Below are 20,838 nucleotides of genomic sequence, written 5' to 3' on the forward strand. Positions count from 1 at the left end.
GTGGGTGGGGTGGGCGGCGGTAGTGACCCGGGGACCATCACGGGCGTGCCCGGTGGCACCGACGGCGGGGTGGCCCCGGCGCCGCCGTCGCCGGCCTTGCCGTCCGGCGTTCCGGGAGCTTGGCCGTTGGCGCCGCCAGTGCCACCATCGGCTCCCGTCGGGGTACCGCCTGCCGGCGGTGTCTGCCCGGCTTGGCCGTTGGGCGTGCCGTCAGCTGAGCCGGCGGTCCCCGGAACGCCGTCGTCGGCTGCAGGCTCGCCCTCGGCGTCGAACTTGCGTACCACGACGTCCGGGTCGTAGCCGTCCTTGACCCGCAGGTTGGTCATGGCCTGTTTCAGCGTCTTGGAGTAGTCATTGCGGAAGAACGTCTCATTGTGCAGGGCCGTCTCGGTGTCGGCCTTGGCTGCCCGGCGAACCTCCTCGATATCGGCGTCGCGATCCAGGCCCTGGCTCTCCAGGTCGAGGTAGTGGCCGATCAGATAGTCGGCAGTCTGCAGGTTCTCATTGAGTGACTTGACGTTGCCCCGCGAGGTCGCGCGGGCCTGAGCCAGCGCGGCGGCGATGGTCTCCAGGTCGGCGGCGATCTGGCCGAGCTGCTCGTTGGTGGCGTGCAGGCTGTCTTTGACCCGCTGGACTTCGGCGCCGTTGTTGATGGGCTGCTCGCCGTTTTCGCGGTTGTACTGGGCGAAGTGGTCTTGGGCGGTGCGGAAGGACTCTTCGGCGGCGGTGGCCGAACCGGCGGCAGCGTGGAAGGCCTGAGCCAGGAAGTTGATCTGGGTGGGGCTGCCGGCCTGCAGACTGTCATCGATCGCCCACGGATCACCACCAGCCTGCGCGACGAGGTCGTCGACATGCAGGTGCTGCAGGGAGGGACGACTCACTGTCGGGGGCCGGCGACGTCTCGCAACAGTTGGGCGTTGTGGTTGTCCATCGCGGTGAAGCCGGCGGCGGCGGTGCGCACGTTCTCGGCGATGCCGGTGAGGTTCTGGTGGTGGCTGTGCAGGGCATCGCGATGACTGTCTTTGGCGCTGCCGAGCGCCGCCTGGAAACCGTGAGCGTCATCGAAATCGCCGAACATCTTGGCGGTCACGCCGGCCACGCCGAGGCGCTGAGCACCGTCATTGGCGTGCGCGCCGGCATCGTCGGACACGTTTGCTCCGGTGCGCAACACATGGGGGTCGACGTGCATCGCCTGCCACCTTCCATCCGCTTGTGTCGAGGTCAAAGCCTACCGACGGGGGCTGAACCGTCAATTCACCCGCAGAGCTTCGGCCAGAAGCAAGGGAAAACCCTGTTTCGCCGCGGTGGCGGCGAATCCTAGATTCGGCCTAGCGGATCCGGGCAAGGCCGAGAGGGAAGGAGCGGCCATGGGCTTCAAAGATGTTCTCGTTGCGGCGGCCCTGGTCGGCACCGCCGCCGAGATGTTCAGCCCGAGCGAGCCGGGACCGTTGTCGGGCTCCTACACCATGACCGTCACCGACGGCGCCGGAATAGTCCGGGCCGGGTCGGCCTACACCTGGTTCTTGGCGCCGTGCGGCCCAGACTGTCTCAACGTTCGCGACACCACCATCGGCTGGGACAAGGAAGCTCACCTCGAGGGCAACAGGTGGGTATGGACCATCGATGACGGGAAGCTGACCCATTCCTTCGACCAGAAGACCCTGGCCGGGAAACTGGCCGGCCCGTCAACCACCATTTGGTGGGTGTTGACCAAGAACGCCTGACAGCAGCGGCCCGGTCACACCAACGGGCGACCGGCGCGGATACGACGGTCGAGGTCCCACAGGATCAGGTTGAACGGGAAGCCGCGCAAAAACTGCGGCAGCACATTGTTGACTCCCCGAAGAGCGCCCATCAGCCGGTCGAACCGGCGTTGCTTGTCGGCGTCCCACGGCAGTTGCATTTCGTCGCGGAAGCGCTGCGGCAGGAAACCGGTGGTGATGAGTAGCGCCAGCCGTTCATTCGCCCGCTGCAACGGGCCGGGCAGGGTCAGGCCCCGCAGCCGGGCCGCCGCGATCGGTTTCAGGTATTCGCGGACGGCGTCGTCGATGTGGACCTTGTCCAGTTGCTCCTGCCAGTATTGGTCGAAGGCCGCCCGGTCGGCGGGCCACATGTCCTCGGGCACCTGCAGCATGGTGGCCATTGCCTTGCCCTCGTTGTGGTAATGCCGGTCGGCATGCTCGTCGTCCATCTCGCCGAGGAAGATTCGGTGGATGTCGACGTTGCCCTTGTAGAGGCAGGCTCCAACCCACAGCTGCAGGTCACGGTCGAATGCGTTGTACTTCACCGGGCTGTCGGCGGTGGATCGAACCTGGCGGTGCGCACTGTTGACCGCTTCGCGGAAGGCGGCCTTCTGCACGTCGTTGCCCTGGGTGGAGACCACCAGGTAGGTGAATGTGGTGCGAGCTCGCTTTATCGGGTGCAGGTCCACCCGGCCGCTTTCGACTTTGCTCTCCATCACGCCGTAGCCGACGCCGGGCCGTGCCAGTTGCATGATCACGTTGGCGGGCCCGGCCAACAACGCCACGCCCATCATCATGTTGTCTTTGCAGCTGACCTGCGGCAGCCAGGAACGCCGACGCGGGGCGGGGTGCGCATCCAGTGAGTCGTTGACCGCACGCTCCACCAGGGGAACCGGCTCGCTGATTGTCATTACTGCACCTCGCTGTAACTGGAAACGTCGGTTTCCTGATATTGCCCAGCTGTGGGCCCGGTGTCAAGATGGTGAGCGTGGTTTCCGCCGTTCCCGAGCGCCCCTACCGAGGCGTGCAAGCAGCCGATCGGCTGGCCGAGCGCCGGGAACGCCTGCTGGCGGCCGGGCTTGACCTGCTGGGGGCCCGTGAATTGATCGAGTTGACCGTGCGAGGGATCTGCCATCGGGCCGGTGTGGCGTCCCGGTATTTCTACGAGAGCTTTGCCGACAAGGACGAGTTCGTGGCCGCAGTGTTCGACTGGGTGGTCGGTGACCTGGCGACCAGCACCCAGGCCGCAGTGGCCGCGGTGCCCTATGCCGAGCAGACCCGGGCCGGCATGGCCCACCTGGTGTCTGCCATCGCCGGGGACGTCCGCATCGGCCAGATTCTGTTCAGCACGCAGCTGACCAATGCGTTGCTGGTGCGCAAGCGTGCCGAGTCCAGTGCGCTGTTCGCGATGTTGTCCGGACGCTACGTGCAGAACGTTTTACGGGTCCCGGGCAACGATCGGATCAAGGCGGCGGCGCACTTCATGGTCGGCGGGGTGGCCCAGACAATCAGTGCCTGGCTGGCCGGTGACGTGAAACTGGCGCCGGAGGAACTGGTGGACCAGCTGACCGCTCTACTGGGCCAGCTCGACGATCCGGCCCTGTTTCGGAGCTAGGCGGGATGGCGATGGCCCGCTGCGCCCGGCTTCGCCGCGCTTGCGACCACCGCTAGGCGGGATGGCGACGGCCCGCTGCGCCCGGCTTCGCCGCGCTTGCGACCACCGCTAGGCGGGATGGCGACGGCCCGCTGCGCGCGGTGTCAGCCGCGAGGTTTGCGGCTCTTGCGCCGGATGCCGACTCCGCCCCACAACGAGAAGCCACGCACCTTGACCGTGGGTGCCCCGGGGGTGCCGGTGCCTTCGACCTGCCGGTCGAAGCCGCCCATCACGCCGTAACCGTGGATGTCGACGTTGACCTCCGGCGGCAGCAGTATGGTCTGCCCGCCCATGATGGAGTAGGCGTTGATCTCGACGTCCGGCGAGGTGAAATCGGCGTAACGCAGGTCGATGACGCCGCCGCCCCACAGTGAGAAGGTGGTCAGCCGCTTGGGCACGTTCCACCGACCGCGCCGCTCGAAGGAACTCATGATCGCCAGCAGCAACGTCGACGGCGCGGGCTTGCAGTCCCCACCGCGGTGCGGGCACACCGAGGAGCCCGGCAGGTCGGCACGCAGGCCGTCGAGCTCGTCGTAGGTCTGCGCGGCGTAGGCCTTGGCGAGCCGTGCCTCGTACTCGCTCATCGGCAACTGCCCCTGCGCGACGGCGTCGCCCAGCACCTGCGCCAACTGGATCCGGTCGGTGTCGGCGGCGCGCGACTCGGTGCCGTTGGAGTCTTGGCTACGCCGGCTTGAGTTCCTCATCGGATACCAAGCCTACGACTAACCGCGTTTGCCGCAAGCTGGGTTGGCCAAAGTGCCTATCCGGCCCAGCTGGGTGGACGCTTTTGCAGGAAAGCGAGCATTCCCTCCCGGGCCTCGTCGGAGACGAACATCCGCGCCGACGCGACGCTGAGCGGCTCGGCGTCCCGGTCGAACCCGGCCAGCACCGCCGCGGTGGTCAGGGCCTTGGACGCCGCCAGCCCCTGCGGGGACCCCAGGCGCAGGTTGGCGACCAGGTCCGCAACGGTGGCCCCGACATCCTCGGCCGCCAGAGTTATCAGGCCGATCGCCGCGGCTTCGGCGGCGCCGAACTTCTCGCCGGTCAGGTAGTAACGGGCCGCGGCCCTCGGGGAGAGCTTGGGCAGCAGCGTCAGCGAAATTATCGACGGCGCCACTCCGATGCGGGCCTCGGTCAGGGCGAAGGTGCTGGCCGGTCCCGCGACCGCGAGGTCGCAGGCGCCGACCAGCCCCATGCCGCCGGCCCGCACGTGGCCGTCCACCGCTGCGATTACCGGGCGCGGTGACTCGACGATCGCGCGCAGCAGAGCCGCCAGCTCGCGGGCACGGTCGGCGGCCAGGTCGCCGGGTGAATCTCCGGGCTCGCCGGAGGCTTCACTGAGGTCCGCGCCGGCGCAAAACGTATTGCCGGTGTGGCTCAACACCACCACCCGCACGTCGGGGTCAGCCGCCGCGTCGCGCAGCCCGGCGTGCAGCTGAGCGACCAGCTTCGACGACAGCGCGTTGCGGTTGTGCGGCGAGTCCAGCGTCAGCCGGGCCGAGCCGTCGCCGGTGTGCTCCGGCCCGGTGTAGGTGACCAGCGTGTCCATCAGTACGACCGGGGCAGGCCCAGCGACGTCTGCGCGACGAAGTTGAGGATCATCTCCCGGCTCACCGGCGCGATCCGCGCCAGCCGGGACGCGGTGACCGCTGCGGCGATGCCGTACTCCTTGGTCAGGCCATTGCCGCCGAGGGACTGCACGGCCTGATCGACCGCGCGGGTCGATGCCTCGCCGGCGGCGTACTTGGCCATGTTGGCGGCCTCGGCAGCGCCGAAGTCATCACCGGCGTCATACAGCGTCGCGGCCTTCTGCATCATCAGCTTGGCCAACTGGATCTCGATGTGGTTCGCCGCCAGCGGGTGCGACAGGCCCTGGTGCGCGCCGATCGGGGTCTTCCACACCTGGCGGGTGGTGACGTAGTCGACGGCCTTTCCGATCGCGAAGCGGCCCATACCGACTGCGCTGGCCGCGCCCATGATGCGCTCCGGGTTCAGTCCGGCGAACAGCTGCGCGATCGCGGCGTCCTCCGAGCCCACCAGCGCATCGGCCGGCAGCCGGACGTCGTCGAGGAACACCTGGAACTGACGCTCCGGGCTGATCAGCTCCATCTCGATCGGCGTCCAACTCAACCCCGGGGTGTCGGTGGGCACCACGAACAGCGCGGGCCGCAGGTTGCCGGTCTTGGCGTCTTCGCTGCGACCCACCACCAGCACCGCCTGCGCCTGGTCGACACCGGAGATGAAGGTCTTCTGGCCTTTGAGGATCCAGTCGGATCCGTCGCGGCGCGCGGTGGTGGTGATCTTGTGCGAGTTCGACCCGGCGTCCGGCTCGGTGATGGCGAACGCCATGGTCAGCGAGCCGTCGGCGATACCGGGGATCCAGCGCTTCTTCTGCTCGTCGGTGCCGAACTTGGAGATGATGGTGCCGTTGATGGCCGGCGAGACGACCATCATCAGCAACGCGCAGCCGTTGGCCGACATCTCTTCCATGACCAGCGACAGCTCGTACATGCCGGCGCCGCCGCCGCCGTACTCCTCGGGAAGGTTGACGCCGATGAAGCCGAGTTTGCCTGCCTCGTTCCACAGTTCGTCGGTGTGCTCGCCGGCGCGGGCCTTCTCCAGGTAGTAGTCCTGGCCGTAGTTGCGGGCCATCGCTGCAACCGACTCGCGCAGTGCGCGCCGTTCGTCGCTTTCGATGAAGCTGGTGTCGCTCATTGCTGATCTCCTTGTACTTGCGATGGTGATTCGGGCGCTTCGACACGGGCCAGCACGGCGCCGACCTCTACTTGGTCGCCCGGCTTGATGTCGAGTTGGGTGAGCACGCCGTCGGACGGCGCGCTGATGGTGTGTTCCATCTTCATGGCTTCCAGCCAGATCAGTGGCTGGCCGGCGGTCACCTGGTCGCCGACGGCTGCACCCAGCCGGATCACGTTGCCGGGCATGGGCGCCAGCAGCGATCCCTGCGCGACTGCCGACTCCGGATCTCCGAATCGGGGCACCGCCACCAGGTGGACCCCGCCGGCGGGGGAGTCGACGTAGACATCCGAGCCGTACCGGGCGACGGTGAATGTCCGGGCGACGCCGGCCGCATCGGCCAGCACCACTTCACCCGGAGCCGACGAAATCAGGGTGACTTCGCTGCCGTTGACGATCAGCCCCGTTCGGGTGAAACGGTATTCGATGCGATGCTCGATCCCGGCGTCGTCGAGATAGCCCTTGGACTGGAAACCCGAGGCCAGGTTGCGCCAACCGCCGGGAATGGAGCCGTATACCTGCGCGGTGGCCCGATTGTGCGCCGCGTCGGCCAGCGCGGCCGCGAGCGCGCTGGTCTGCACGGTGGCGGCGTCGGCCAGCGGCGCCGACAGTTCCGCCAGTCCGTGGGTGTCGAAGAACGCAGTGTCGGTGGCCCCGTCCAGAAAGGCCGGATGGCGCAGCACGTTGACCAGCAGGTCACGGTTGGTGCGCAGGCCGTGTAGCCGGGTTCGCGCCAGCGCTCCGGCCAACACGGTGGCCGCCTGCCGGCGCGTGGGTGCGTAGCTGATCACCTTGGCCAGCATCGGGTCGTAGTGGATGGACACCGTCGACCCGCTCACGATGCCGGAGTCCAGCCGGACGCCGGTGAGCCGGGCCAGCGTCTCGAACTGTGCCGCCACGGCAGGAACGTCGAGGGCGTGCACGGCCCCGGCCTGCGGCTGCCAGCCGTGGGCCGGGTCTTCGGCGTAGAGGCGGACCTCGATCGAATGTCCCTGCGCAGCAGGAGGTTCGGCGTCGAGTCGAGCGCCGTCGGCCACCGCGATCTGCAGTTCGACCAGGTCGACACCGGTGGTCTCCTCGGTGACCGGATGCTCGACCTGCAGCCGGGTGTTCATCTCCAGGAAGTAGAACTCACCGCTCTCGTCGGCCAGGAACTCCACGGTGCCCGCGCCGGTGTAGCCGATCGCGCCGGCCGCCAGCCGGGCGGCCTCGAAGAGTTTGGCGCGCATCCCGGGGGTGCGTTCCACCAACGGCGACGGCGCCTCTTCGATGACCTTCTGGTGGCGGCGCTGAATCGAGCATTCCCGCTCACCGACCGCCCACACCGTGCCGTGCTGATCGGCCATCACCTGCACCTCGATGTGATGCCCGGTCGGCAGGTAGCGCTCGCAGAACACCGTCGGGTCACCGAATGCCGACGCAGCCTCGCGCTGGGCGGCTTCCACTTCTCCTGCCAGGGAGGACAATTCGCTGACGACCCGCATACCGCGGCCGCCGCCGCCCGCGGAGGCCTTCACCAGCACCGGAAGCTGCGCTTCGGTGACGGTTGCCGGGTCGAGTTCGTCGAGAACCGGCACGCCCGCGGCGGCCATCAGCTTCTTCGACTCGATCTTTGAGCCCATCGAGGTCACCGCGGCCACCGGCGGCCCGATCCAGGTCAGACCGGCGGACTGCACTGCAGCGGCGAAGTCGGCGTTCTCGGAAAGGAAGCCGTAGCCGGGGTGGATGGCGTCGGCGCCGGCGGCATGGGCCGCGGCGATGATCGCCTCGGCGGACAGGTAGCTGGTGGTCTCCGGCAGGCGCACCTTCGCGTCGGCTTCGGCCACGTGCGGCATGTCCGCGTCGGGGTCGGTGTAGACCGCGACCGTGCCCAGGCCCAGGCGACGGCAGGTGGCGAAGACCCGCCGGGCGATCTCGCCGCGATTGGCCACCAGAACAGTGCTGATCATGCGAGTCCTCACATCCGGAAGACGCCGAAGTTCGACGTCCCCTCGATCGGGCCACTGGCTATGGCGGACAAACACATTCCCAATACCGTGCGGGTATCGCGCGGGTCGATCACACCGTCGTCATAGAGCATCCCCGACAGGACGAGCGGCAGCGACTCGGCTTCGATCTGGCCTTCGACCATGGCGCGCATGGCCGCGTCGGCCTGCTCGTCGACCTGTTGTCCGCGGGCCTCGGTGGCCGCCCGGTTCACGATGGACAGCACGCCCGCGAGCTGCGCCCCACCCATCACCGAGGACTTGGCCGATGGCCACGCGAACAGAAAGCGGGGATCGTAGGCGCGCCCGCACATGCCGTAGTGCCCGGCGCCGTAGGAGGCGCCCAGCAGCAGGGAGATGTGCGGCACCTTGGAGTTGGACACGGCATTGATCATCATCGAGCCGTGCTTGATCATCCCGCCCTCTTCGTAGTCCTTGCCCACCATGTAGCCGGTGGTGTTGTGCAGGAACAACAACGGAGTGTCGGAGCGGTTGGCCAACTGGATGAACTGGGTGGCCTTCTGCGATTCCTCGCTGAACAGCACGCCTCGCGCGTTGGCCAGGATGCCGATCGGATAACCGTGCAGCCGTGCCCAGCCGGTCACCAACGACGAACCGTAGAGCGGCTTGAACTCGTCGAAATCGGAACCGTCGACGATCCGGGCGATCACCTCTCGCGGGTCGAACGGGATGCGCAGGTCTGCGGGCACAATGCCGATCAGCTCTTCGGAGTCGAACAGCGGCTCGGTCACCGGCTTGGGCTTGGGACCCTTCTTGGTCCAGTTCAGCCGGGCCACGATCCGCCGGCCGATCCGCACCGCGTCAAGCTCGTCATTGGCGAGGTAATCGCCCAGCCCCGAGGTGCGCGAGTGCATCTCGGCGCCACCGAGCGACTCGTCGTCGGACTCTTCGCCGGTGGCCATCTTCACCAGCGGCGGCCCGGCCAAGAACACCTTGGAGCGTTCCCTGATCATGACCACGTGGTCGGACATGCCCGGCACGTAGGCCCCACCGGCGGTGGAGTTTCCGAAGACCAGCGCGATGGTCGGAATGCCGGCGGCTGACAGGCGAGTCAGGTCGCGGAACATCTGGCCGCCGGGGATGAAGACTTCCTTCTGGGTGGGCAGGTCCGCTCCGCCGGATTCCACCAGTGAGATCACCGGAAGCCGGTTCTCCAAAGCGATCTTGTTGGCGCGCAGGATCTTGCGCAGCGTCCACGGGTTGGACGTGCCGCCTTTGATGGTCGGGTCATTGGCGATGATCATGCACTCCACGCCTTCGACGGCGCCGATTCCGGTGACCACGCTGGCCCCGACGTGGAACGCACTGCCCCAGGCGGCCAGCGGGCACAACTCCAGGAAAGGGGAGTCGGCATCGACCAGAGCCTCGATGCGCTCCCGCGCGGTGAGTTTGCCGCGGGCATGGTGGCGCTCGACGTACTTGGGGCCGCCGCCGGCGAGCGCCTTGGCGTGCTCGGCGTCGATCTCGGCAAGCTTCTCGTTCAGCGCCGACGCCGCTTCGGTGTAGGCGGGTGAGTTGGGGTCCAGGGTGGACTTGAGGGCGGTCATAGCCACCCCCGACGATTCAGAGCGGAGCCTGCGGAGCGATGCGGAGGAGGGAGAGAAATCATGATTGGTATCCAAGCGTCTTGGCGGCCAGTGAGGTCAGGATCTCGGTGGTTCCGCCGCCGATGCCGATGATGCGCATGTCCCGATACTGGCGTTCCACTTCGGATTCGGCCATGTAGCCCATCCCGCCGAACAGCTGCACCGCCTGGTTGGCCACCCATTCACCGGCCTCGACCGCGGTGTTCTTGGCGAAACACACCTCCGAGATCAGGAAGGATTCGCCGGCCAGCTGACGCTCGACCACGTGGCGGGTGTAGACCCGGGCCACGTCGATGCGCCGGGCCATCTCGGCCAGCGTGTTCTGTACCGCCTGCCGTGAGATCAGCGGCCGGCCGAACGTTTCGCGGTCCCGGCACCACGCCACGGTCAGGTCCAGGCAGCGTTGCGCGCTGGAGTACGCCTGCGCGGCCAGCCCGACCCGCTCGGAGACGAACGCCCCGGCGATTTGGGCGAAACCGGTGTTCTCGGCACCGACCAGGTTGGCTGCCGGCACCCGGGCGTCGACGTAGGACAGTTCGGCGGTGTCGGAGGACCGCCAGCCCATCTTCTCCAGCTTTCGTGACACCTCGAAGCCAGGCGTGCCCTTCTCGACCACCAGCAGCGACACCCCGGCCGCTCCCGGCCCGCCGGTGCGCACCGCGGTGACGACATAGTCGCCGCGGACCGCGGAGGTGATGAAGGTCTTGGAGCCGTTGACTATGTAGCAGTCGCCGTCGAGGCGCGCCGTGGTGCGCAGGTGCCCGACATCGGAGCCGCCGCCGGGCTCGGTGATGGCCAGCGAACCGATCTTCTCGCCGGCCAGCGTGGGGCGGACGAACTCCTCGATCAGCCGGGCGTCGCCCGAGGCGATCATGTGCGGCACTGCGATACCGCAGGTGAACAGGGAGGCGAACACACCGCCCGGCGCACCGGCCTGGTGCATCTCCTCGCAGACGATCAGCGCATCGGCGCCGTCGCCGCCGCTGCCGCCCACCTCCTCGGGGAAGCCCGCGCCCAGCAGGCCGACCTCGGCGGCCTTGCGGTGCAGTTCGCGCGGCAGGTCGCCGGTGCGTTCCCACTCGTCGACGTTCGGCAGGATCTCGCGTTCGACGAATCCCCGAACCGTCTTGCGGAGTGCTTGACGCTCGGTGGTGGCCCAGATACTCACAGTTCCCCTTCTGGCAGCAGCTGATCGGGTATCTCGAGATGACGGCTGCGCAGCCATTCGCCCAGTCCCTTGGCCTGCGGGTCGAATCGGGCCTGGTAGGCCACGCCCTGCCCGAGGATCCCCTCAATGACGAAGTTCACCGCGCGCAGTTTCGGCAGCAGGTGGCGGGTGACCGGCAATGCGGCGGTCTCGGGCAGCAGTTCGCGCAACTTCTCGACAGTCAGGGTGTGGGCCAGCCAGCGCCACTGCTCATCGGTGCGCACCCAGACTCCGACATTGGCCGAGCCGCCCTTGTCGCCACTGCGGGCACCGGCGATCGTCCCCAACGGTGCCCGCCGGGTCGGGCCGGCCGGTAACGGCTCGGGCAGCTCCGGCTCGGCGGCCGCGGCGAGTTCCAGGGTCTGGGTGGCGGCGGCGATGTCCACCCGGGTGCCGTCGGCGTGCACGGCGACGTGCGGCACCTGGGTGGCATCGACGTAGCCGGGGGTGAACACCCCGTAGACCTGGCCGTCACCGGGCGGGGCGGTAACACAGAAACCGGGGTAGCTGGCCAGTGCCAGCTCGATGCCGGCCGCGGAGAACTTGCGGCCCACGTTGGCCGGGTCGGGATCGCGCACCACACAGTGCAGCAGGGCACTGGCGGTTTCCTCGGTATCGGCATCGGGGTGGTCGGTGCGCGACAGCGTCCACTGCAGCTCAGCGGGCCGGACCGTCATGGCCGCTTCGAGCTGGGTGCGCACCAGCTCGGCTTTGGCCTCGATGTCCAGGCCGGTCAGCACGAAGGTGGTCGAGTTGCGGAATCCGCCGATGCTGTTGAGCGACACCTTGTAGGTGGGCGGTGGTGCCTCGCCGGTCACGCCGGAGATGCGTACCCGGTCCGGTCCGTCGGCGGTCAGCTCGATGCTGTCCATGCGCGCTGTGACGTCGGGGTTGGCGTAGCGCGCGCCGGTCACTTCGTAGAGCAGTTGGGCGGTGACGGTGTCGACGCTGACCAGTCCACCGGTGCCCGGATGCTTGGTGATCACCGAGGACCCGTCGGCGTGGATCTCGGCGAGCGGGAATCCGGGGTGCAGCAACTTCTCGGTGGGTATCTCGGTGAAGAACGAGTAGTTGCCGCCGCTGGCCTGGATGCCGCATTCGATGACGTGGCCGGCCACCACGGCACCGGCTAGCTGGTCGTAGTCGGTGCGTGACCAGCCGAAGTGTGCGGCGGCGGGTCCCACGATCACCGATGCGTCGGTGACACGGCCGGTGATCACCACGTCGGCTCCGCCGGCCAGGCATTCGGCGACGCCCCAGGCACCCAGGTAGGCGTTGGCCGTCAGCGGGCTGCCCAATCCCAGCTCGGCGGCGCGCGGCAGCAGGTCGTCGCCCTCGACGTGGGCGACGCGGGCCGGAACGCCCAGGCGTTGCGCCAGCTCGCGCACGGCGTCGGCCAGGCCCGCCGGGTTGAGCCCGCCGGCGTTGGCCACGATGCGGACGCCCTGGTCGACGGCCAGTCCGAGGCACTGTTCGAGCTGGGTCAGGAAGGTCTTGGCGTACCCGCGCTCCGGGTTCTTCATCCGGTCGCGACCCAGGATCAGCATGGTCAGTTCGGCCAGGTAGTCACCGGTGAGGTAGTCCAGTTCACCGCCGGTCAGCATCTCGTGCATCGCGGCGTGGCGGTCGCCGTAGAAGCCCGAGCAGTTACCGATGCGAACGGCTGGTGTCATCCCCACATCCCATCCCTCAACCAACCGGTAGGTTAGCCGGTACCGCCGGTGTCGCGTCAAGGTGCGGCGAGCCGCACCGGGCCCGTCGTCGAGCCTCGCTGAACCGCTCGGCTCACGCGGCGGTCCCAGTTTCGGCTCTCCTTCGTCGGGCCTCGCTGAACCGCCGGGTCCGTTATTTTGGAGCCGACGCTGGTCACCGGCTATCCTTTCGGATAGTCCCGCCGCTGGTATCGAGCGGCTCTATGCCAACAACAGGAGAGGCTCGACCATGGCCGTGCCGAAACGCAGGATGTCGCGTGCGAACACTCGTAGTCGCCGCGCGCAGTGGAAGGCTGAGGCAACCGGCCTGGTCAACGTGACTGTCGCCGGCCGTGCGCACAAGGTGCCGCGTCGCCTCCTCAAAGCCGCACGCCTGGGCCTCATCGACCTCGATCGCCGCTAAATAGGCTCCGACACGACCGGCTCCTGACCCTCCAGATCGCCTTTCGGATGATTGGATAGCACCCATGGCTACCCGGGTACTGGTTGTTGATGACGATCGCGCTGTGCGCGAGTCGTTGCGCAGGTCTCTGTCGTTCAATGGTTACTCGGTCTCGCTGGCCACTGACGGCGTCGAGGCGCTCGAGGCAATCACCAGCGATCGTCCGGACGCGATGATCCTGGACGTCATGATGCCGCGGCTGGACGGACTGGAAGTCTGTCGCCAGCTGCGTAGCACCGGTGACGACCTGCCGATCCTGGTCCTGACGGCCCGAGACTCGGTGTCCGAGCGGGTGGCCGGCCTCGATGCCGGTGCGGACGACTACCTGCCGAAGCCGTTCGCCCTGGAGGAACTGCTGGCGCGGATGCGGGCGCTGCTGCGCCGGACCACCGCCGAGGACCTGTCCGAATCGGTCGCGATGTCGTTCGAAGACCTGACGCTGGACCCGGTGACCCGCGAGGTTACCCGCGGGGACCGGCAAATCAGCCTGACCCGCACCGAGTTCGCCCTGTTGGAGATGTTGATCGCCAACCCGCGCCGGGTGCTGACCCGCAGCCGCATCCTCGAGGAGGTCTGGGGTTTCGACTTCCCCACCTCGGGCAACGCGCTGGAGGTCTACATCGGGTACCTGCGCCGCAAGACTGAAGCCGAAGGTGAGCCGCGGCTGATCTACACCGTGCGCGGAGTGGGCTACGTGCTCCGCGAGACTCCTCCCTGATGCAATCCTTCCGCCGTCGACAGGATGAAGAGGCGAAGAGGACTTCCCTGTCGCTGCGCTGGCGGGTGATGCTGCTGGCGATGTCGATGGTGGCATTGGTGGTGGTGTTGATGGCGGTGGCCGTCTACGCCGTGATCTCGGCTGCGCTCTACAACGACATCGACAACCAGCTACAGAGCCGCGCGGAGATGCTGATCGCCAGTGGTTCGCTGGCGGCCGATCCCCGCAAGGCGATCGAGGGCACCGCCTACTCCGACGTCAACGCCATGCTGGTCAACCCGGGCCGGTCGATCTATACGGCCAACCAGCCCGGGCAGCGGCTTCCGGTCGGACAGCAGGAAAAGGCCGTCATCCGCGGCGAGCTGTTCCTGTCGCGCCGCACCGCGTCCGGTCAGCGGGTGTTGGCTGTGCATCTGCCCAATGGCAGCACGTTGCTGATCTCCAAGAGCTTGGCGCCCACCCGTGCGGTGACGATGAAGCTGCGGTGGGTGCTGCTGGTCGTCGGCGGGGTGGGTGTCGTGGTGGCCGCGGTGGCCGGCGGCATGGTCACCCGAACCGGGCTGAGACCGGTGGGCCGGCTGACCGAAGCGGCCGAACGCGTGGCGCGCACCGATGACCTGAGACCGATCCCGGTATACGGCAGCGACGAATTGGCCCGCCTCACCGAGGCGTTCAACGCCATGTTGCGGGCCCTGGCCGAGTCGCGAGAGCGGCAGGCGCGACTGGTCGCCGACGCCGGACACGAGCTGAAGACGCCGTTGACATCGCTGCGTACCAACGTCGAGCTGCTGATGGCGTCCGCGGCCCCGGGCGCCCCGCAGTTGCCGGAGGAGGAGATGGCCGAACTGCGTGCCGACGCAATCGGTCAGATCGAAGAATTGTCCACGCTGGTAGGCGATTTGGTGGACCTCACCCGCGACGACCAGCGTGAGGTCGCCTACGAGCAGGTCGACGTCACCGAGGTCGTGGACCGCAGCATGGAGCGGGTTCGGCGGCGCCGCAACGACATCGAGTTCGACATCCAGGTGCTCCCCTGGCACGTGTACGGCGACGCGGCGGGCCTGTCCCGTGCGGTGCTCAACCTGCTCGACAACGCGGCCAAGTGGAGCCCGTCGGGCGGGGTCGTCGGATTGCGGATGCGGCAGCTCGACCCGACGCACATGGAGATGGTCGTCTCGGACGAGGGACCGGGAATACCGGAGAGCCAACGGGAATTGGTCTTCGAGCGCTTCTACCGGTCGGATTCCGCGCGTGCCATGCCTGGATCTGGGCTGGGGCTGGCGATCGTCAAACAGGTGGTGCTCAAACACGGCGGAGCGATCACCATCGGCGAGACCATCCCCGGTGGGCATCCCCCCGGGACATCGTTCCGGATGGTGCTACCCGGCGGTCCCACAACGGCGGAAATACCCGTCGGAGCAGTCACAGGCGCTTCTCAGTCCACGTAGGCATGGTGGTGAGGCAACGTCGCCGCAGTCGTGTCCCTAGGAGTAGGCAAAAAACATGACGAATTACCCCGGGTACGTCCCGCCGTCTCAGCAACCGGAACGGTCCAACCCGGCTGGTGCACCGGCGGCGGACCAACGCGGACAGTCCGGTTACCCGGGCCGGCCCCCGCAAGGTGCGTACCCGCCGCCCTACGACTGGCGTTACGCCCCGCACCAGAGTCAGCAGCAGTCCGCTTATCGCTCCGCCTACGACGCCACCTACGGTCGCCCCGGTGTTCCGAGCGGTCCCGGTGGCGGGCGTGGCCCGGGCGGGGCACAGCCGAGGCGGTCCCGCACCGGCCTGGTGCTGGGGGCGGTAGCAATCGCGGCGATGTCCGGTGTGATGGGCGGTGTGGTCGGGTCGGCACTGCACTCCGATCACAAGCCGGTGGCCACCGGAAGCCACCTGCCGAGCATTCAGGCCCCGGGCGTACCGGCCGCGGTCAATCTGCCGGACGGCTCGGTGGAGAAGGTCGCGGCCAAGGTGGTGCCCAGCGTCGTCATGCTGGAGACCGATCTGGGCCGTCAGTCCGAGGAGGGCTCGGGCATCATCCTGTCGGCCGACGGGCTGATCCTGACCAACAATCACGTGGTGGCCGCCGCAGCCGCCAAGCCCGACCCGAGCACCAAGCTGGACCCGGGCGCTAAGCCCGACGGAGCTCCCAAGGGCGCCCCGAGGACCACGGTGACCTTCTCCGATGGCCGCACCGCGCCGTTCACCGTGGTGGGTACGGACCCAGCCAGCGACATCGCCGTGGTGCGTGCGCAGGGCGTCTCGGACCTGACCCCGATCACGATCGGGTCCTCAGCGGATCTGCGGGTGGGCCAGAACGTGGTGGCGGTCGGGTCGCCGCTCGGCCTGGAAGGCACCGTGACGACCGGGATCGTCAGCGCTCTCAACCGGCCCGTCTCCACCAGTGGTGAGTCGGGCAACCAGAACACGGTGCTCGACGCGATCCAGACCGATGCCGCCATCAATCCCGGTAATTCGGGCGGTGCGTTGGTCAACATGAACGGCGACCTGGTCGGCATCAACTCCGCGATCGCCACCATGGGCGGCGATTCGGCCGAAGCGCAGAGCGGTTCGATCGGCCTCGGCTTCGCGATCCCGGTGGATCAGGCCAAGCGGATCGCTGATGAACTCATCAACTCGCCGGACCACACGGCGTCGCACGCCTCGCTGGGGGTACGCGTCACCAGCGAGCGCAGCCTGCACGGCGCCAAGGTGGTCGAGGTGGTGCCTGGGGAGGCAGCCGCCAAGGCCGGTCTGCCCGAGGGCGCGACCGTTACGGCCTTCGACAAGCGCCCCATCGGCAGTGCCGACGCGCTGGTGGCCGCGGTGCGCTCCAAGGCGCCCGGCGACCAGGTGACGCTGACCTACCTAGACACCGGCGGAGCATCCAAGACCGCGCAGGTCACGCTGGGTAAAGCGCAGCAGTGACGGGTTGCTGGGTCCGCTCGGTTCATGCGGCGGTCCCAGCTTCGGCTCTCCTTCGTCGAGCCTCGCTGAAACGCCGGCGGTAACCGGATATACGGTTGCACCCATGGAGCAGTCCCGAGAACTCGCCGGCCGCGCCCTCGTCGTCGTTGTTGACGACCGCACCGCCCACGGCGATGAGGACCAAAGTGGCCCGTTGGTCACCGAGTTGCTGGCCGAAGGCGGATTCATGGTCGACGGTGTCGTCGCCGTCGCCGCCGACGAGGTGGAGATCCGCAACGCGCTGAACACGGCGGTGATCGGCGGGGTCGACCTGGTCGTTTCGGTGGGTGGGACCGGGGTGACCCCGCGCGACGTCACCCCCGAGGCCACCCGCGAGCTGCTGGACCGCGAGATCCTCGGCATCGCCGAGGCGCTGCGGGCCTCGGGGCTGTCCGCCGGCATTGCCGACGCGGGGCTCTCGCGTGGTCTGGCCGGCGTCTCAGGCAGCACCCTGGTGGTCAACCTGGCTGGGTCCCGGGCGGCGGTCCGCGACGGGATGGCGACGCTGAACCCGCTGGCCGCGGCGATCATCGGCCAATTGTCCAGTCTGGAGATCTAGGCGGCCATGCCCGGACTCGAAGAGCACCAGTCGTCGTCGGACGAACGCGATCCCGACGACGCTCGAGAGGCTGAAGAACGCGAGCGCTGGTTGCGGGACAACATCCCGCCGCATCACGGTTGAGGTTCGACTTCGCGAAACCGCCCGTATGGACTCCACGGCGGCTATTACGGTTCGCCGTAGGCGGCGTGGCGCCGCTTCGCAGTGCATCTGTACGGAAGGGGAGTTGCGGTGCTCAAGGGGTTCAAAAATTTCCTGATGCGCGACGACGTCATCACGGTCGCCATCGGTCTGGTGGTGGCGCTGGCGTTTTCCAACCTGGTCAAGGCCTTCACCGACAGCGTGATCACCCCGCTGGTCTCGGCCGCGCAGCCCGACACGTCCGGGCTGGGGCTGGGTTACCAATTGGGGGCGGAGGGCAACGAGGCGACGTTCATCGACCTCGGTGCATTCATCTCCGCGATCATCTACTTCGTGGTGTTCATGGCCACGATCTACTTCCTGATCGTGTTGCCCTACAAGCACATCCAGAAGCGCCGCGGGACCACCGTGTTCGGCGACCCGGCACCGACCAAGACCTGCCCGGAGTGCAAGTCCGAAATCGCCGCCGATGCCAACAAGTGCAAGTTCTGCGCCAGCGTCCAGCCCGCCACCGCCGCATAGCGGGGATCAGCGCAGGGTGAGCGTGACAGCCTGACCGAGCGTGGCGCCGGCCACCGCCACCGCCGCGGTGGCCGGCAACGCCACCAGTACCACCCGGTCATCCTGATTGTGCTTGCCCGACACCGAGACCACGATCCCGCCGCTGGCGAGCACCCGAGCGGCACCTGGCGGGCCGGCGACATCCTCGGGGGCGGCCGTCACGACGTCGACCACGTCGCCGGGGCGCACCAGATCGATCAGCGCGGCGTCGGCCGGATGCACCCCCACGATGCGGGCATCGGGTCCGGCGGCCGCCTCGGTGAGCCGGCGGCCCAGCATGCGTACATCGGTGAGTATCTCGCCGCGGCGGACCGGACCGGCTGGCGTCATCTTTGCCGCCTCGGCCACATCAGTGGCAGCACCGTCGGGAACCGTTCGAGCCGAACGGCTTTCGAGGGAAAGGTCGTCGATGGTCAAGGCGGTGCCCGGCGCGATGTCGCGGCGTGCCACTACGACGTCGAGCTGTTCACCCTGCGGGTTGGAGCGCATCGCCGTGACGCCGGCCAACACCACCAGAGCGCCGGCGGTGATTCGCCGGGCGCGCACGGTGCGAGTCCAGTCCGGACGCAGTGCCAGCGAGATCCGGCTGGCAAGTGTGGGGTTGAGCGAGTCGCCCATGGCGCCACGCTAGGCGGCCGGCCCACAACGGATCGCCGGCCGGGGCGCCGGGCTGTGGATAACGAACTACGCCGAGGCGGTCGCGGGCTTCGCAGACGCCGACGAGGAGGCGCTGGCCTTGGCGCTGTCGCCGGACGTGGAGCCGCTGTCGGTCGATTTGGTGCTGCTCTCGCCCGAACTGCTGCCCGAGTCGCTGGAGGCCGAAGAGCTGGCCGAGCTGCTGCCGTTGCTGGAACCGTTGGACGTTGACTTCCCCGACTTACCCGCTTCGCGGCTGTCGTTGCGGTAGAAGCCGCTGCCCTTGAAGACCACGCCGACCTTGCCGAAGATCTTGCGCAGCCGGCCGTTGCACTCCTCGCAGGTGGTCAGCGCGTCGTCGGTGAAGGCCTGGACCACGTCGAAGCGGTTGCTGCACTCGGTGCAGGCATAGCTGTAGGTGGGCACGTGAACCTCCGTGGATCGAACAATCGGCTTAGCACTCTACCGTGCTAAGTGCTAGAACCACCATGTGGCCTTCCTCATTCCAGGACTCGTGCTCAGGCCACCTCGACGTCAGCCCAGCGCCACCACACCGAGCCCGGGCGTCACGGCGTGGGTCATCGGCACGTCGTGGGGCTCCGCGGGCAGTTCATCGAGAAGCTCCGCGTCGCGAACCACCGCGACCAGCGGAACCTGCGGCCTGCGCCACCGCAGCGAGCGGTCGTAGAACCCGGCGCCGCGCCCCAGCCGCGCGCCCCGGCGGTCGACGGCTACCGCCGGAACCACGATCAGGTCCGCCTCGGCCAGCGCGTCAGCGGCCAGCCAGGGTTCCGGTGGTTCGAGCAGTCCGAACCGGGCGGTGGTGAGATGCTCGGGCCGGTATTCGCCCCACAGCAGCGCCATCGGGGTGCCGTCGTCCTCGGTGCGCACCACCGGTAACAACACGCGCGCGCCGCGACGGGCCAAGCCCGCGAGCATCGCGGTCGAGCCCGGCTCGCTGCCCACCGGCGCATAGGCGCAGACCGTGGTGGCCTCGCCCGCGAGGCGCTCCAGGTGCTCGGCCAGCGCCGCGGCCTCGGCCTCGTGCACAGCGGGGGTTACCGCGCGTCGGTCGGCGAGCAGCCGCGCCCGCAACGCGGACTTGGCGGCCACCACCGCGTCGTCGGTCACGGCAACCAGACTGTCAGGAACGGCTCGCCCACCGCCAGCCGAAGAGGCGAAGTGGATTGCGGTTATCGTGTGAGCAATGCCCACGCCGAAGGTCCCGATTCCGCGCACCGCCATTGTGCCCGCGGCAGGTTTGGGCACCCGTTTCCTGCCCGCTACCAAGACCGTGCCCAAAGAACTGTTGCCGGTCGTCGACACCCCCGGCATCGAGTTGGTCGCCGCTGAGGCGGCCGAGGCCGGTGCCGAGCGGTTGGTGATCATCACCTCCGAAGGCAAGGACGGCGTGGTGGCGCACTTCGTCGAAGACCTGGTGCTGGAAGGCACGCTGGAGGCTCGCGGTAAGAAGGCGATGCTGGCCAAGGTGCGCCGGGCCCCGCAGTTGATCAAAGTCGAGTCGGTGGTGCAGGCCGAGCCGCTGGGTCTGGGGCATGCCATCAGCTGTGTCGAGCCCACCTTGTCCGACGACGAGGATGCCGTGGCGGTCCTGCTGCCCGACGACCTGGTGCTGCCCACCGGGGTGTTGGAGACCATGTCGGCGGTGCGTGCCCGCCGGGGCGGCACCGTGCTGTGCGCGATCGAGGTCAGCCCCGAGGAGGTCAGCGCCTACGGCGTCTTCGACGTCGAGCCGCTGCCCGACGGTGACAACCCGGACGTGATGCGAGTCAAGGGGATGGTCGAGAAGCCCAAGGCGCAAGACGCACCGTCGATGTATGCCGCGGCGGGCCGCTACGTGCTGGACCGGGCCGTGTTCGACGCGTTGCGGCGCATCGACCGCGGGGCCGGCGGCGAGGTGCAACTCACCGACGCCATCGCGCTGATGATCGCCGAGGGCCATCCCGTACACGTCGTGGTGCACCGGGGGTCGCGACACGACCTGGGAAATCCGGGCGGCTACCTCAAAGCTGCGGTTGACTTTGCCTTGGACCGCGATGACTACGGTCCAGATCTGCGCCGGTGGTTGGTGGCGCGGCTGGGCTTGGCGGAGAACTGAGCTGACGTCTGCGGAGAATCGGACCGAGGCTGCA

Annotated in this window: 21 protein-coding genes and 1 pseudogene; 9 read left to right on the forward strand and 13 right to left on the reverse strand. The window is 68.1% G+C overall.

Going from position 1 to position 20,838, the window contains the following annotated elements; translation table 11 throughout:
- Together LI94_RS21870 and LI94_RS09165 are read right to left on the reverse strand one after the other, a co-directional pair.
- Positions 1-881 (reverse strand): annotated as a pseudogene (locus LI94_RS21870) (hypothetical protein); the annotation flags it as partial.
- A complete protein-coding gene (locus LI94_RS09165) occupies positions 878-1,189 on the reverse strand; it encodes a DUF2563 family protein (protein ID WP_046300992.1) in 312 nt (103 codons plus the stop codon). The gene LI94_RS09165 and the pseudogene LI94_RS21870, both read right to left, overlap by 4 nt.
- 178 nt (positions 1,190-1,367) lie before the next feature.
- On the opposite strand from LI94_RS09165, the gene LI94_RS09170 reads away from it, so the two are divergent.
- Positions 1,368-1,724, forward strand: coding sequence for a hypothetical protein (locus tag LI94_RS09170; protein WP_046300993.1), 357 nt, complete (start codon positions 1,368-1,370; stop codon positions 1,722-1,724).
- Between the two features lie 14 nt (positions 1,725-1,738).
- Here LI94_RS09170 and LI94_RS09175 read toward each other — a convergent pair whose 3' ends face one another.
- Positions 1,739-2,653: an oxygenase MpaB family protein gene (locus tag LI94_RS09175; RefSeq protein ID WP_046300994.1), complete on the reverse strand. Its 915-nt coding sequence runs from the start codon at positions 2,651-2,653 to the stop codon at positions 1,739-1,741.
- A gap of 68 nt (positions 2,654-2,721) precedes the next feature.
- Between LI94_RS09175 and LI94_RS09180 the strand changes: the two genes are divergently transcribed.
- Positions 2,722-3,357 (forward strand): TetR/AcrR family transcriptional regulator, encoded by a 636-nt coding sequence (locus LI94_RS09180; protein ID WP_024443582.1) that lies wholly within the window; start codon positions 2,722-2,724, stop codon positions 3,355-3,357.
- Between the two features lie 143 nt (positions 3,358-3,500).
- Here LI94_RS09180 and LI94_RS09185 read toward each other — a convergent pair whose 3' ends face one another.
- Genes LI94_RS09185 through LI94_RS09215 form a run of 7 tightly spaced genes read right to left on the reverse strand, consistent with a single transcriptional unit; the run spans position 3,501 to position 12,622 of the window.
- Complete coding sequence (locus LI94_RS09185) at positions 3,501-4,100, reverse strand: DUF1707 domain-containing protein (RefSeq protein ID WP_046300995.1); 600 nt, start codon at positions 4,098-4,100, stop codon at positions 3,501-3,503.
- Between the two features lie 56 nt (positions 4,101-4,156).
- On the reverse strand, positions 4,157-4,945 hold the full coding sequence (locus tag LI94_RS09190; protein WP_046300996.1) for an enoyl-CoA hydratase family protein: 789 nt from the start codon (positions 4,943-4,945) through the stop codon (positions 4,157-4,159).
- On the reverse strand, positions 4,945-6,111 hold the full coding sequence (locus tag LI94_RS09195; RefSeq protein ID WP_024443587.1) for an acyl-CoA dehydrogenase: 1,167 nt from the start codon (positions 6,109-6,111) through the stop codon (positions 4,945-4,947). Before LI94_RS09195 ends, LI94_RS09190 begins: the two co-directional genes overlap by 1 nt.
- On the reverse strand, positions 6,108-8,099 hold the full coding sequence (locus LI94_RS09200) for a biotin carboxylase N-terminal domain-containing protein (protein ID WP_046300997.1): 1,992 nt from the start codon (positions 8,097-8,099) through the stop codon (positions 6,108-6,110). The genes LI94_RS09195 and LI94_RS09200 overlap by 4 nt, the downstream gene beginning before the upstream one ends.
- A gap of 8 nt (positions 8,100-8,107) precedes the next feature.
- Entirely contained in the window at positions 8,108-9,703 is a 1,596-nt protein-coding gene (locus LI94_RS09205; RefSeq protein WP_046300998.1) for a carboxyl transferase domain-containing protein, read from the reverse strand.
- Between the two features lie 58 nt (positions 9,704-9,761).
- Positions 9,762-10,910 (reverse strand): acyl-CoA dehydrogenase family protein, encoded by a 1,149-nt coding sequence (locus LI94_RS09210; RefSeq protein WP_046300999.1) that lies wholly within the window; start codon positions 10,908-10,910, stop codon positions 9,762-9,764.
- On the reverse strand, positions 10,907-12,622 hold the full coding sequence (locus LI94_RS09215; protein WP_046301000.1) for an acyclic terpene utilization AtuA family protein: 1,716 nt from the start codon (positions 12,620-12,622) through the stop codon (positions 10,907-10,909). Before LI94_RS09215 ends, LI94_RS09210 begins: the two co-directional genes overlap by 4 nt.
- Positions 12,623-12,890: 268 nt before the next feature.
- On the opposite strand from LI94_RS09215, the gene rpmF reads away from it, so the two are divergent.
- The 6 genes from rpmF to LI94_RS09240 all read left to right on the forward strand — a co-directional run bounded on the left by rpmF (position 12,891) and on the right by LI94_RS09240 (position 18,010).
- The gene (gene rpmF / locus LI94_RS22225) at positions 12,891-13,064 is read left to right on the forward strand and encodes a 50S ribosomal protein L32 (RefSeq protein ID WP_024442852.1); all 174 of its coding nucleotides are present in this window, start codon (positions 12,891-12,893) and stop codon (positions 13,062-13,064) included.
- Positions 13,065-13,128: 64 nt separating this feature from the next.
- The gene (locus LI94_RS09220; protein ID WP_024442851.1) at positions 13,129-13,821 is read left to right on the forward strand and encodes a response regulator transcription factor; all 693 of its coding nucleotides are present in this window, start codon (positions 13,129-13,131) and stop codon (positions 13,819-13,821) included.
- Entirely contained in the window at positions 13,821-15,269 is a 1,449-nt protein-coding gene (locus tag LI94_RS09225; RefSeq protein ID WP_024442850.1) for a HAMP domain-containing sensor histidine kinase, read from the forward strand. The genes LI94_RS09220 and LI94_RS09225 overlap by 1 nt, the downstream gene beginning before the upstream one ends.
- 55 nt (positions 15,270-15,324) lie before the next feature.
- Positions 15,325-16,749 (forward strand): trypsin-like peptidase domain-containing protein, encoded by a 1,425-nt coding sequence (locus LI94_RS09230; protein ID WP_046301001.1) that lies wholly within the window; start codon positions 15,325-15,327, stop codon positions 16,747-16,749.
- 103 nt (positions 16,750-16,852) lie between these two features.
- Complete coding sequence (locus tag LI94_RS09235; RefSeq protein ID WP_046301002.1) at positions 16,853-17,347, forward strand: MogA/MoaB family molybdenum cofactor biosynthesis protein; 495 nt, start codon at positions 16,853-16,855, stop codon at positions 17,345-17,347.
- A gap of 231 nt (positions 17,348-17,578) precedes the next feature.
- Positions 17,579-18,010: an MscL family protein gene (locus LI94_RS09240; RefSeq protein ID WP_046301003.1), complete on the forward strand. Its 432-nt coding sequence runs from the start codon at positions 17,579-17,581 to the stop codon at positions 18,008-18,010.
- A 6-nt stretch (positions 18,011-18,016) separates the two neighbouring features.
- On the opposite strand, the gene LI94_RS09245 is transcribed toward LI94_RS09240, so the two are convergent.
- From LI94_RS09245 to LI94_RS09255, 3 genes are all read right to left on the reverse strand, one after another.
- Entirely contained in the window at positions 18,017-18,667 is a 651-nt protein-coding gene (locus LI94_RS09245; protein ID WP_024442846.1) for an SAF domain-containing protein, read from the reverse strand.
- 66 nt (positions 18,668-18,733) lie between these two features.
- Entirely contained in the window at positions 18,734-19,111 is a 378-nt protein-coding gene (locus LI94_RS09250) for an FmdB family zinc ribbon protein (protein WP_024442845.1), read from the reverse strand.
- A 108-nt stretch (positions 19,112-19,219) separates the two neighbouring features.
- The gene (locus tag LI94_RS09255) at positions 19,220-19,816 is read right to left on the reverse strand and encodes a 5-formyltetrahydrofolate cyclo-ligase (protein ID WP_231384291.1); all 597 of its coding nucleotides are present in this window, start codon (positions 19,814-19,816) and stop codon (positions 19,220-19,222) included.
- A 76-nt stretch (positions 19,817-19,892) separates the two neighbouring features.
- Between LI94_RS09255 and LI94_RS09260 the strand changes: the two genes are divergently transcribed.
- Positions 19,893-20,804, forward strand: coding sequence for a UTP--glucose-1-phosphate uridylyltransferase (locus LI94_RS09260; protein WP_024442843.1), 912 nt, complete (start codon positions 19,893-19,895; stop codon positions 20,802-20,804).
- Positions 20,805-20,838: the final 34 nt, after the last annotated feature.

Source organism: Mycobacterium sp. UM_Kg27 (assembly GCF_000972905.1).
GTDB lineage: Bacteria > Actinomycetota > Actinomycetes > Mycobacteriales > Mycobacteriaceae > Mycobacterium.